Origin of the sequence: Streptomyces gottesmaniae (genome assembly GCF_031845845.1) — a bacterium.
GTDB classification, from domain to species: Bacteria; Actinomycetota; Actinomycetes; order Streptomycetales; family Streptomycetaceae; genus Streptomyces; species Streptomyces akebiae.
Window position 1 is genome coordinate 1 of record NZ_JAVRFJ010000005.1, and the last position, 12,259, is coordinate 12,259.

At 71.3% G+C, this 12,259-nt stretch carries 11 protein-coding genes; 5 read left to right on the forward strand and 6 right to left on the reverse strand.

Annotated elements, in window-relative coordinates; translation table 11 throughout:
* Window positions 1-111: 111 nt before the first annotated feature.
* Window positions 112-1,542 carry an argininosuccinate lyase gene (argH, locus tag RM704_RS07455; protein ID WP_033532640.1) on the reverse strand — a complete coding sequence of 477 codons (1,431 nt, stop codon included), beginning with the start codon at window positions 1,540-1,542 and terminating at the stop codon, window positions 112-114.
* Window positions 1,543-1,745: 203 nt separating this feature from the next.
* Here argH and RM704_RS07460 point away from each other — a divergent pair, with 203 nt between their 5' ends.
* The 5 genes from RM704_RS07460 (at window position 1,746) to RM704_RS07480 (ending at window position 7,017) form a co-directional block, all read left to right on the forward strand.
* Window positions 1,746-2,573, forward strand: a complete 828-nt coding sequence (locus tag RM704_RS07460) for a hypothetical protein (RefSeq protein WP_311590266.1) — start codon at window positions 1,746-1,748, stop codon at window positions 2,571-2,573.
* Window positions 2,574-2,875: 302 nt separating this feature from the next.
* Complete coding sequence (locus RM704_RS07465; RefSeq protein WP_033532329.1) at window positions 2,876-3,463, forward strand: pyridoxamine 5'-phosphate oxidase family protein; 588 nt, start codon at window positions 2,876-2,878, stop codon at window positions 3,461-3,463.
* Window positions 3,464-3,631: 168 nt separating this feature from the next.
* A complete protein-coding gene (locus tag RM704_RS07470) occupies window positions 3,632-4,969 on the forward strand; it encodes a ferredoxin reductase family protein (protein WP_052146580.1) in 1,338 nt (445 codons plus the stop codon).
* A gap of 154 nt (window positions 4,970-5,123) precedes the next feature.
* The gene (locus RM704_RS07475) at window positions 5,124-6,218 is read left to right on the forward strand and encodes an FMN-binding protein (RefSeq protein WP_033532331.1); all 1,095 of its coding nucleotides are present in this window, start codon (window positions 5,124-5,126) and stop codon (window positions 6,216-6,218) included.
* A gap of 4 nt (window positions 6,219-6,222) precedes the next feature.
* The gene (locus RM704_RS07480) at window positions 6,223-7,017 is read left to right on the forward strand and encodes an FAD:protein FMN transferase (RefSeq protein ID WP_078937552.1); all 795 of its coding nucleotides are present in this window, start codon (window positions 6,223-6,225) and stop codon (window positions 7,015-7,017) included.
* Between the two features lie 313 nt (window positions 7,018-7,330).
* On the opposite strand, the gene RM704_RS07485 is transcribed toward RM704_RS07480, so the two are convergent.
* Genes RM704_RS07485 through argC form a run of 5 tightly spaced genes read right to left on the reverse strand, consistent with a single transcriptional unit; the run spans window position 7,331 to window position 12,203 of the window.
* Window positions 7,331-7,867 carry an arginine repressor gene (locus RM704_RS07485; RefSeq protein ID WP_033532332.1) on the reverse strand — a complete coding sequence of 179 codons (537 nt, stop codon included), beginning with the start codon at window positions 7,865-7,867 and terminating at the stop codon, window positions 7,331-7,333.
* Between the two features lie 7 nt (window positions 7,868-7,874).
* Window positions 7,875-9,092: an acetylornithine transaminase gene (locus tag RM704_RS07490; protein WP_033532333.1), complete on the reverse strand. Its 1,218-nt coding sequence runs from the start codon at window positions 9,090-9,092 to the stop codon at window positions 7,875-7,877.
* Window positions 9,089-10,003, reverse strand: a complete 915-nt coding sequence (gene argB / locus RM704_RS07495) for an acetylglutamate kinase (protein WP_033532334.1) — start codon at window positions 10,001-10,003, stop codon at window positions 9,089-9,091. The genes RM704_RS07490 and argB overlap by 4 nt, the downstream gene beginning before the upstream one ends.
* Complete coding sequence (gene argJ / locus RM704_RS07500; protein ID WP_033532335.1) at window positions 10,000-11,178, reverse strand: bifunctional glutamate N-acetyltransferase/amino-acid acetyltransferase ArgJ; 1,179 nt, start codon at window positions 11,176-11,178, stop codon at window positions 10,000-10,002. Before argJ ends, argB begins: the two co-directional genes overlap by 4 nt.
* A complete protein-coding gene (gene argC / locus RM704_RS07505) occupies window positions 11,175-12,203 on the reverse strand; it encodes an N-acetyl-gamma-glutamyl-phosphate reductase (RefSeq protein WP_033532336.1) in 1,029 nt (342 codons plus the stop codon). The genes argJ and argC overlap by 4 nt, the downstream gene beginning before the upstream one ends.
* Between the last annotated feature and the right edge of the window lie 56 nt (window positions 12,204-12,259).

Sequence of the window (12,259 nt, forward strand, 5' to 3'; positions counted from 1 at the left end):
CCGGGGAGATTTTCACCCCCGCCGCCCCTGCCCCTCACCCGCCGCCCCTACCCGTCCCGTCCCGTGCCGTGCCCGCGGGGCTGCGCCCCTAGCGGCACGGGTGCGGTCGGCTCAGCTCTTCTTGGCCGTCGCCCATGCGTGCTGCGCCGTCACGTCACGCTTGATGTCCGCCAGTTGGACCGCCACCGCGCTCGGGGCCGTGCCTCCCCGGCCGTTGCGGGAGGCCAGGGCGCCCGGGACGTTCAGGACACTGCGGACCTCGGGCGTGAGGTGGGACGAGATCTTGGCGAACTGCTCGTCCGTCAGGTCGTTCAGCTCCTTGTCCTCGGCCTCGGCGGCCTTGACGCACTCGCCGGCGACCTCGTGCGCGACCCGGAAGGGGACGCCCTGCTTGACGAGCCACTCGGCGACGTCGGTGGCGAGGGAGAAACCGGCCGGGGCCAGCTCCTCCATGCGCTCGCGGTGCACGGTGAGGGTGGCCATCATGCCGGTGAACGCGGGGAGCAGGACCTCCAGCTGGTCGATGGAGTCGAAGACCGGCTCCTTGTCCTCCTGCAGGTCGCGGTTGTAGGCGAGCGGCAGGGCCTTGAGGGTCGCCATCAGTCCGGTGAGGTTGCCGATGAGACGGCCGCTCTTGCCGCGCGCCAGCTCCGCGATGTCCGGGTTCTTCTTCTGCGGCATGATCGACGAGCCCGTCGAGAACGCGTCGTGGAGGGTCACGAAGGAGAACTCCTTCGTGTTCCAGATGATGACCTCCTCGGCGATCCGGGAGAGGTTCACACCGATCATCGCGGTGACGAAGGCGAACTCGGCGACGAAGTCGCGGGACGCGGTGCCGTCGATGGAGTTCGCCGAGCTGCCGTGCTCGAAGCCCAGGTCCTTGGCCACCGCCTCCGGGTCCAGGCCGAGGCTGCTGCCCGCGAGAGCGCCGGAGCCGTAAGGGGAGACGGCGGTGCGCTCGTCCCACTGGCGCAGCCGCTCGGCGTCCCGGGAGAGGGACTGGACGTGGGCGAGGACGTGGTGGGCGAAGAGGACCGGCTGGGCGTGCTGGAGGTGGGTGCGGCCGGGCATGGCCACGTCCGGGTGGGCCTCGGCCAGGCCGATCAGCGCGTCCTGGAGCTCGGCGATCAGACCGCCGATCGTGCGGGCGTGGTCCCGCAGGTACATCCGGAAGAGGGTCGCGACCTGGTCGTTCCGGGACCGGCCGGCGCGCAGCTTGCCACCCAGGTCCGGGCCGAGGCGCTCCAGGAGACCGCGCTCCAGGGCGGTGTGCACGTCCTCGTCGGCGACGGTGCCGACGAACGCGCCCGACGCCACGTCCGCTTCGAGCTGGTCCAGGCCCGCGGTCATCCGGGACAGCTCGTCCTCGGTGAGCAGACCCGCCTTGTGCAGCACGCGCGCGTGGGCGCGGGAGCCCGCGATGTCGTACGGGGCCAGCCGCCAGTCGAAGTGGACGGACGCGGACAGCTTCGCCAGGGCCTCGGCGGGGCCGTCGGCGAAACGGGCGCCCCAGAGCCGTACGTCACCGCTGTTGCTGCTCACTCGCGTTGCTCCTAGATCTCCGCCTGCTGCGTTCACTGCCATGCATGAGTATGCAGAACTCTGCATGAATCGTCAATCTGAGAGAACTTTGAGAGACGCCGAGAAAGGTTTGAACAAACGAAACCGCTTTCCCGTAACTCACACCGAACGCAGGCGCCGCGTTTGCAAACACCGACCACACCTGACCCGAGTGAGGCATCCGCATGTCCAGGGCTCTTCCGAAGTACAACAAGCGTCGCGTAGGGATCATCGGCGGCGCCGCCGCGGTCGTGCTCTCCGGAGCGGTCATCGCGGGTTCCGCCCTCGCCGGCGAGGGTGCCAACAACGAGGACGCCGCGGGGAACGCCTCCCCCGGCACCATTTCCTGCCCGTCCGTCGAGGGCAGCCTCCCGGCCGTCCCCGCCTCCGCGCAGGCCGAGGTCGACCGCAACCTCGCCCTCCTCGACACGCAGATCCAGGAAGCCAACCAGCGCCTCATCGACACCGTCGGCCAGGGCGGCGCCAACTTCGTCCAGAACGCCATCCTCGGCCCGCTGGAGGACAAGCGCATCGCCACGCTCAACCGCATCGAGACCGCCATCGGCCGCGCCGCCGCCAAGCCCGAGGGCCTCGAAGCCCTCGCACCCTGCCAGCTCAACCAGGGCGGCGCCGCGGGCGCCGGTGAAGAAGCGGACGCCGGTGCGGGTGCCGGAGCCGGAGCGGGCGAAGGCGCCGAGGACGCGGGCAACGCCGGTGCCGCCGGCACCATCACCTGCCCCGAGGTCGAAGGCGAACTCCCCGCGATCCCCGCCTCCGCCCAGGCCGAGGTCGACCGCAACCTCGCCCTCCTCGACACGCAGATCCAGGAAGCCAACCAGCGCCTCATCGACACCGTCGGCCAGGGCGGCCCGAACTTCGTCCAGAACGCCATCCTCGGCCCGCTGGAGGACAAGCGCGTCGCCGCGCTGAACCGCATCGAGACCGCCATCGGCCGCGCCGCCGCCAAGCCCGAGGGCCTGGAGGCGCTCGCGCCCTGCCAGCTCAACCAGTAGTCCGGCCGTGCCGTCGGCCCGCCACGCCGGTGGCCCGGAGGTCCGCCGGTCGCGTGAGAGCTGACGGGCGGTCCGACTGAGGGGCCGGTCGCGATGAGCCGTCCGCGACGGGCCCCCTCGTTCGGCGAGTGACCTCCTGAGCCCTCATGGGCGACAGGGGCCGTGTCCGCCCCGCGCGCCGGCCGGGGCGGACACGGAGGACCTGGTTCCGGGTGGACCCCACAGCGGGGTCCACCCGGAATTCGCGTTCCCGGCGCCAAGTCGTTAGACAGGCAAAGCGTTTCCGTCGATAATTGTTAGACATGGGAAAGACTTATGAGCGCATCGACGGCCGCCTGCGTACGTTCATCGAGGCACAGCCGCTGTTCTTCACCGCTACGGCGCCCCTGTCCGCCGACGGCACGATCAACCTCTCCCCCAAGGGCCTCAAGGGCTCGTTCGTCGTCCTCGACGAACGAGCCGTCGCCTACCTGGACTTCGCCGGCTCCCACGCGGAGACGATCGCGCACCTGCGCGAGAACGGCCGGATCACCCTGATGTGGTGCGCCTTCCAGGGACCGCCCACCATCGTCCGCGTGCACGGCACGGGTGAGCCCGTCTTCCGCGACGACCCACGCTTCGCCGGACTCCTCGCCCGATTCCCCGACATCGACCCCACCCCGCACGGCCTGCGCGCGATCATCGTGGTCCGCGCCGACCACATCCGCGACAGCTGCGGCTACGCCGTGCCGTTCATGGCGTACGAGGAGGAGCGCGACCTCCACGGCCGCCGCTTCGCGCGCGAGGACGACGACTCGCTCAGCGCCTACTTCAGCTCCAAGGAACACATCGCGACCAGCATGGACGGGCTCCCGGGGCTGCCGCTGCCGCTGCCGCCGTCCAGCGCCTGACGGTGTGGGAGGCGGGGGCGCCCTCCGGTACCGATGGTTCCGCAAGGCAGTTGTCCACACGGTTGAACACACGGCACTCCCAGCACGTACGTGTGGGCCAAGGGTCCAGCCCACCACGGAGGAACCGTGTCCACGATCGCCGGAGGTCGCGCCGCGCGCCGCCAGACGATGCGCCGCATCCGACCTCGCCGCTCCCCCGCAGTCCCGCTGCTGATCGTTTTCTTTGCGGGCGTGGCCGCGGTCGTCTGGCTGTGGTGGGACAACACGCCGTCCATCGCGGACCAGGGCAGCAAGATGGTCAACGCCGGCCGGATCACCGGTCTGCTCGGCGGCTACATGATGGCCCTGGTGGTGCTCCAGATGGCCCGGGTGCCCGCGCTGGAACGCCGGGTCGGCTCCGACCGGGTCGCCCGCTGGCACGCGATGACCGGCCGCTACACGCTCTGCCTGGTCGTCGCGCACGTCGTCCTCACGATGTACGGATACGCGCTGCAGGCCGGTCTCACCCACACCGCGATCCTGCAGCAGACCATCGACTCCATCAACCAGCTGCCGGACATGGGCAAGGCCGCCATCGGCACCGGTCTGCTGGTGCTCATCGGGCTGATGTCGATCGGTCCGGTGCGCAAGCGGATCCCTTACGACTTCTGGTACCACACCCACCTGCTGACCTACGCGGCCACGTTCCTGACGTTCTGGCACCAGATCTCCACCGGCAACGAGTTCGCCGTCACGCCCGCCGCGAAGACCGGCTGGTACGCGCTGTACGGGTCGGTGACCGCGCTGGTGCTCTGGTACCGGATCATCACCCCGATCCGGCTCAACATGCGGCACCGGCTGCGGGTCGAGGCGGTCATCGAGGAATCGCCCGGGATCGTCTCCGTGCTGATGAGCGGGCGCAAGCTGCACCGGATGGGCGCCGAGGCCGGGCAGTTCTTCCGCTGGCGGTTCCTCGCGCCCGGCATGCGCTTCAGCTCGCACCCGTACTCGCTGTCGGCGGCGCCCCGCCCCAACATGCTGCGCATCACGGTCAAGGCGATCGGCGACCACAGCTCGGCCCTGCGCGACCTGGAGCCCGGCACCCGGGTGTGGGCCGAGGGCCCGTACGGGGCGCTCACGGCAGGCAAGCGCAGCCGGGGCAAGGTGCTGCTGGTGGCCGGCGGTGTGGGCATCACGCCGATGCGGGCCCTGTTCGAGACGCTGCCCGGCGCGGCCGGTGACCTGACCCTGCTCTACCGGGCCAACAGCACCCAGGACCTGGCGCTGTGGGACGAGTTGGCGCAGATCGCGGAGGAGCGCGGGGCGCGGCTGATGTACGCGGTGAACAGCCCGGACGGCGAACGCCCGGACATCTCGCCGGACTCCCTGCGCCGCAAGATCCCGGACATCGAACGCCACGACGTCTTCCTGTGCGGGCCGCCCGGTTTCGCCCAGGGGGTGTACGAGGCCCTGCGCGGCGCGGGCGTCCCGACCCGGCGCATCCACCACGAGTCGTTCGAGATGTGAGCGACGGGCCCCCTTCCCCGGGGGTCCCACCCGACCGACCGTTTCCAGCCGTAGGTCACCACGACCTGCCCCACCCCGACTTCTGGCCAAGGGTTCCCGCGGTTCGCCCCGGGTCTCCCCCGCGAGACTTCACACTTCAGGAGCTGAAGGAGCGATGAAGAAGAGCCACCCCATCCGGCGGACCCTGCTCGCCACCGCCGCCACCGTGTCCGGCGTCGTGCTGCTGCTGTCGCTGAAGCCGGCCTCCGACCCGGCCGGCTCGGTCCAGGCGGGAGCGGCAGGGGGCGCTCCATCGGCACAGGGCGGGGTGGCGGCCGGCGCGCAGACCCTCACCGGCACCGCCGTCCAGACCGACTACGGACCGGTGCAGGTCCGGATCACCGTCAACGGCGGCAAGATCACAGGCGCCGAGACGGTCCAGCAGCCCAGCGGCGGGCGCTCCACCCAGATCAGCGCCGACGCGATCCCCAAGCTCAACCAGGCGGCCGTGGCCGCGGGCAGCGCCGAGATCGACGCCGTCTCCGGCGCCACCTACACCAGCGCCGGCTACAAGGAGTCCCTCCAGTCCGCGCTGGACCAGGCCGGCAAGGCGCAGGACTCGGGCGCGCAGGTGCTCACGGGGACCACCGTGCAGACCGACTACGGGCCGGTCCAGGTCCGGATCACGGTCAGCGGCGGCAAGATCACGGGCGCGGAGGCGATCCAGGCGCCGAGCGGTGGGCGCTCCACCCAGATCACCGGCGACTCGGTGCCGAAGCTCAACCAGGCGGCGGTGGCGGCCGGCAGCGCCGAGATCGACGCCGTCTCGGGTGCCACGTACACCAGCGCCGGCTACAAGGAGTCCCTCCAGTCCGCGCTGGACCAGGCCGGTAACGCACAGGGCTCCGAGGTCGAGGCGGGCGGCTCGCAGGACGCGGGCGGCGGCGCCGAGGACGGCGGGGACTCCGGGGCCGGGGCGGGGGCCGGGCAGGCGACGGGCACCCAGGTGCTCACCGGTTCCGCCATCCAGACGGACTACGGTCCGGTCCAGGTCCGGGTCACGGTCACCGACGGCAAGATCACAGGCGCCGAGGCGCTGCAGCAGCCCAGCGGCGGCCGTTCGACCCAGATCAGCGGCACCGCCATCCCCCAGCTCAACCAGAACGCCGTCTCGGCAGGGAGCGCTGACATCGATGCTGTCTCAGGCGCCACGTACACCAGCGGTGGCTACAAGCAGTCCCTCCAGTCCGCACTGGACCAGGCCGGCTGATCCCGTGGCCGAACCCGGCGGGGCCGCCGCGCCCGCCCAGCTGCGGCACGTCGAGGAGGTCATGGGCACCGTCTTCTCCTTCGACGTCCGGGGAGGCGAGCCGCGGGCGGTCAAGGCCGCGCTGGAGGAGGCGGTGGCCGGACTCCACGCCGTGGACGAGGTGTTCAGCACCTACCGCGAGCACAGCCAGATCTCCCGGCTCGCCCGGGGTGAGGCGACGATCGAGGAGTGCGATGCCGAGGTCGCCGAGGTGCTCGAACTGTGCGCCGAGGCCGAGAGGTCGAGCGACGGCTGGTTCAGCGCGACCTACCAGGGCCGCTTCGATCCGACCGGCCTCGTGAAGGGCTGGGCCACCGAGCGGGCCGCGCTGCGACTGGTCGAGGCCGGCGCGGTCGGGGTGAGCGTGAACGGGGGCGGCGACGTGCAGCTGTGCGGTGTGCCCGGACCGGACCGGCCGTGGCGCGTGGGGGTCGCGGATCCCCTCCGACCCGGAGGACTGGCCGCGGTCGTCACGGCCGCCGGTGCGGACCGGCTGGCGGTGGCCACCTCGGGTACGGCCGAGCGGGGCGCCCATATCGTCGACCCCCGCACGGGCAAGTCCGCCGTCACGGACCTCGTCTCGGTGACGGTGGTCGCCCCTCGCCTGACGTGGGCGGACTGCTGGGCCACGGCCGCCTTCGCGATGGGCTCCCGGGAGGGCCTGGCGTGGCTGGAGTCCCTGGAGGACACGGAGGCCCTGCTGATCACCGCGGGCGACGAGGTCCGCTGCACGGGGGGTCTGGCCAGGCGGCTGGGGTGAGCCGGGGGCGCGTTGAGCGCGGACGGTGCTTGGCGGGGTGGGTCGGCCGTGCGTGGACGGGGCGTGCGCTGGGCCGTGCCCGGGAGCACGTCCGGGGCGGCGCGAGAGGCTGAGCTGGGCTGACCAGGCTGGAAAGGGCGCAGCCCCTTTCCAGGGGCGCGGGGAACCGCGCGACCGGCCACGACGGACCCGCGGTCGGCGCCCCACCCCAGGCGCCCCCTTCGATGGACGCTCTGCTCCCCGCCGACGCACCGCCCCTCGCAGTCGCCGCTCGGCTCCCGCAGTCACCCCTCGGCCCCCGCCGAACGGCCCCTCAGTGCCCGTTCTGGGCCAACCGCAGCAGATGGTCGGCCAACGCCTGGCCCCCCACCGGATCGCGGCTGATCAGAAGCAGCGTGTCGTCGCCCGCGATCGTGCCCAGGATGTCGTGCAGTTCCGCCTGGTCGATGGCCGAGGCGAGGAACTGGGCCGCGCCCGGCGGGGTGCGCAGGACGACCAGGTTGGCGGAGGCCTCGGCGGAGATCAGCAGCTCCGCGGAGAGCCGCCGCATCCGCTCCTCCTTCGCCGACTCCCCCAGCGGAGCCCGAGGCGTACGGAAACCCCCCTCGCTCGGCACCGCGTAGATGAGGTCGCCGTCGGTGTTGCGGATCTTCACCGCGTTCAGCTCGTCCAGATCCCGGCTGAGCGTCGCCTGCGTGACGCTCAGCCCGTCGTCGGACAGCAGCTTCGCCAACTGGCTCTGCGACCGCACCGGTTGCCGGTTGAGGATGTCCACGATCCGCCGGTGGCGGGCGGTACGGGTCTGCGGCACCGCGGGCCCCGCCTGGTCGTGCTCCTGCGCCTGGCTCATCGTCGTCTCATTCCCCGGCTCGTCCGTCCCCATTGGCTTCGTGCGCCGCCCGCGCCGCGTCGAGGATGCCGGGCAGTGCCTGGAGCAGGGCGTCCACCTCGGCGTCACCGATGTTGAGCGCCGGCATCAGCCGTACGACATCGGGGGCGGGCGCGTTCACCAGGAAACCGGCGTCCTGAGCGGCCTGTTGCGCCAGGGGCGCGAGCGGCTCGGTGAGCACGATACCCAGCAGGAGACCCGCGCCACGGACATGGTCGATCATCGGGTCGCCCAGGGACTCGATTCCGTCGCGCAGCTTCTCGCTCTGCCGCTTGACGTTCTCCAGCAGGCCCTCGGCCCGGATGGTCTCCAGGACGGCGAGCCCGGCGGCGCAGGCGACCGGGTTGCCGCCGAAGGTGGTCCCGTGCTGGCCGGGCTGGAGCAGTTCGGCGGCCCGCCCGAACGCGACGGTCGCGCCGAGCGGCAGTCCGCCGCCGAGGCCCTTGGCGAGGGTGACGACGTCCGGCAGGACGCCCTCGTGGGCCTGGTACTCGAACCAGTGCCCGGTCCGGCCGACGCCGGTCTGCACCTCGTCGAGGACCAGGAGCGAGCCGGTGGCGGCCGTGATGGCCCGCGCGGCCTTGAGATAGCCGGCCGGCGGGACGACGACGCCCTTCTCGCCCTGGACGGGTTCGATGATGACGAGGGCCGTCTCCTCGGTGACCGCCGCGGCCAGGGCCTGCGCGTCGCCGTAGGGGACGTGGGTGACGTCACCGGGCAGCGGGTGGAAACCGGTCTGCTTGCCGAGCTGGCCGGTGAGGGCGAGAGCGCCCATGGTCCGGCCGTGGAAGCCGCCCTCGGTGGCGACCATGTGGGTCCGCCCGGTCAGCCGGCCGATCTTGAACGCGCCCTCGTTGGCCTCGGCACCCGAGTTGCAGAAGAAGACCTTGCCGTCGCGGCCGAAGTGCTCCAGGAGCCGTTCGGCGAGCGCGACGGGCGGCTCGGCGACGAACAGGTTGGAGACATGGCCGAGGGAGGCGATCTGGTCACTGACGGCCTCGACGATCGCCGGGTGGGCGTGGCCGAGCGCGTTGACCGCGATACCGCCGACGTAGTCGACGTACTCGTTGCCGTCGGCGTCCCACACCCTGGTGCCCGCGCCGCGGACCAGGGAGAGCTTCGGGGTGCCGTAGTTGTTCATGAGCGAGCCCCGCCACCGCTGGGTCAGCTCCTCGTTGGCGGTCATTCGGCGTCCCCCTGTTCCGCATCCGGCACGACCATCGTGCCGATGCCCTCGTCGGTGAAGATCTCCAGCAGGATCGAGTGCTGGACCCGGCCGTCGATGACGCGCGCGGTCTGGACGCCGCCCCGTACGGCGTGCAGGCAGCCCTGCATCTTCGGCACCATGCCGGAGGACAACTCCGGCAGCAGCTTCTCCAGTTGGGAAGCCGTGAGGCGGCTGATCACCTCGTCGCTGTTCGGCCAGTCCTCGTAGAGGCCCTCGACGTCCGTGAGGACCATGAGGGTCTCGGCGCCCAGAGCAGCAGCGAGTGCCGCAGCCGCCGTATCAGCATTGACGTTGTAGACATGACCGTCGTCCTGGCTACGGGCGATCGACGAGACGACCGGGATGCGGCCGTCGGCGAGGAGTGCCTCGATCGCGCCCGTGTCGATCGCGGTGATCTCGCCCACCCGCCCGATGTCGACCGGTTCCCCGTCGATCTCGGGCTGGTGCTTGGTGGCGGTGATGGTGTGCGCGTCCTCGCCGGTCAGTCCGACGGCGAGCGGTCCGTGCTGGTTGAGCAGCCCGACCAGCTCGCGCTGCACCTGTCCGGCGAGCACCATGCGTACGACGTCCATGGCCTCCTCGGTGGTGACGCGCAGGCCGGCCTTGAACTCGCTGACGATGCCGTGCCGGTCGAGGGCGGCGCTGATCTGCGGACCGCCGCCGTGGACGACGACCGGCTTGATGCCGGCATGGTGCAGGAAGACGACGTCCTGGGCGAACGCGGCCTTCAGGTCCTCGTCGATCATGGCGTTGCCGCCGAACTTGATGACGACGGTCCTGCCGTTGTGCCGGACCAGCCAGGGCAGCGCCTCGATGAGGATCTGGGCCTTGGGAAGCGCGGTGTGTTTCCGCGCGGGTGTGTTGCTCATGAGGAGTACGCGCTGTTCTCGTGGACGTAGTCGGCGGTGAGGTCGTTGGTCCAGATCGTGGCGGTCTCGGAACCGGCCGCGAGGTCGGCGACGATGTGCACCTCGCGGTAGCGCATGTCGACGTTGTCGCGGTCCTCGCCCACGCCGCCGTTCTTGCAGACCCAGACGCCGTTGATGGCGACGTTGAGACGGTCCGGCTCGAAGGCCGCGGAGGTGGTGCCGATGGCGGACAGGACACGGCCCCAGTTGGGGTCCTCGCCGTGGATGGCGCACTTGAGGAGGTTGTTGCGGGCGATGGAGCGCCCCACCTCGACGGCGTCGTCCTCGGTCGCCGCGTTCACGACCTCGACCTTGATGTCCTTGCTGGCGCCCTCGGCGTCCCGGATGAGCTGCTGACCGAGGTCGTCGCAGACCTGGCGTACCGCTTCGGCGAACTCCGCGTACTCGGGGGTGACTTCGGCGGCGCCGGAGGCGAGCAGCAGGACGGTGTCGTTGGTGGACATGCAGCCGTCGGAGTCGACCCGGTCGAAGGTCGTCCGGGTGGCGGCGCGCAGCGCCCTGTCGAGTACGTCGCTCTCCAGGTCCGCGTCGGTGGTGAGCACGACGAGCATGGTGGCGAGGCCGGGGGCGAGCATGCCCGCGCCCTTGGCCATGCCGCCGACGGTCCAGCCGTCCTTGGTCACGACGGACGTCTTGTGCACGGTGTCGGTGGTCTTGATGGCGATGGCGGCCTTCTCACCGCCGTGCGGGCTGAGCTGGGCGACGGCCTTGTCGACGCCCCGCTTCAGCTTGTCCATGGGCAGGAGGACGCCGATGAGACCGGTGGAGCAGACCGCGACCATGCCGGGCGCGTGACCGCCCAGGTCGTCGAGCCCCGCCGAGTTGAGGGAGTCGGCCACCTTCTCGGCGGTCGCGTGCGTGTCCTGGAAGCCCTTCGGGCCCGTACAGGCGTTGGCGCCACCGGAGTTGAGGACGACCGCGGAGACCTCGCCGCCCTTCAGTACCTGCTCGGACCAGAGCACCGGTGCGGCCTTCACCCGGTTGGAGGTGAAGACGCCCGCGGCGGCGAGGCGGGGCCCGGTGTTGACCACGAGGGCCAGGTCCGGGTTGCCGTTCTCCTTGATCCCGGCGGCGATGCCCGCCGCCGTGAACCCCTTGGCTGCCGTCACGCTCACGGTGCGACTCCGATCGTGGAAAGCCCCGTCGTCTCGTGGAGTCCGAGGGCGATGTTCATGCTCTGGAGGGCGCCGCCGGCGGTGCCCTTGGTGAGGTTGTCGATGGCGCTGATCGCGATGATGCGGCCCGCGGCCCCGTCGTACGCGACCTGCACCTGAACGGCGTTGGAACCGTAGACGGACGCCGTGGCCGGCCACTGTCCCTCGGGGAGCAGATGGACGAACGGCTCGTCGGCGAAGGCCTTCTCGTACGCGGCGCGCACGGCCTCGGCGGTGACGCCGGGCCTCGCCTTCGCGCTGCACGTGGCGAGGATGCCGCGGGGCATCGGCGCGAGGGTCGGTGTGAAGGACACGGTGACCGGCTCGCCCGCGACACCGCCGAGGTTCTGCATCACCTCGGGTGTGTGCCGGTGGCCGCCGCCGACGCCGTACGGGGTCATCGACCCCATGACCTCGCTGCCCAGCAGATGCGCCTTGGGCGCCTTGCCCGCGCCGGAGGTGCCGGACGCGGCGACGATCACGGCCTCGTTCTCGGCGAGACCCGCCGCGTAGGCCGGGAACAGGGCCAGCGTGACGGCGGTGGGGTAGCAACCGGGTACCGCGATGCGCTTGGACCCCTCCAGCGCGGCGCGGGCACCCGGTAGTTCGGGGAGGCCGTAGGGCCAGGTACCGGCGTGGGGCGAGCCGTAGAACCTCTCCCAGTCGGCCGCGTCCTTGAGCCGGAAGTCGGCGCCCATGTCGACCACGAGGACCTCGGGGCCGAGCTGCTCGGCCACGGCCGCGGACTGCCCGTGCGGGAGCGCGAGGAAGACCACGTCATGGCCTGTCAGCACCTCGGCGGTCGTCTCCTGGAGCACCCGGTCGGCCAGCGGCAGCAGGTGCGGCTGCAGCGCGCCCAGGCGCTGGCCCGCGTTGGAGTTGCCGGTCAGTGCACCGATCTCGACCTCGGGGTGGGCGAGCAGCAGGCGCAGCGCTTCGCCGCCCGCATAACCACTCGCTCCCGCCACCGCCACGCGTACCGCCATGGAACCCTCCTCTTGGATGGCATGACTATACGTTTCGCTGCACGTTTATGCAATCT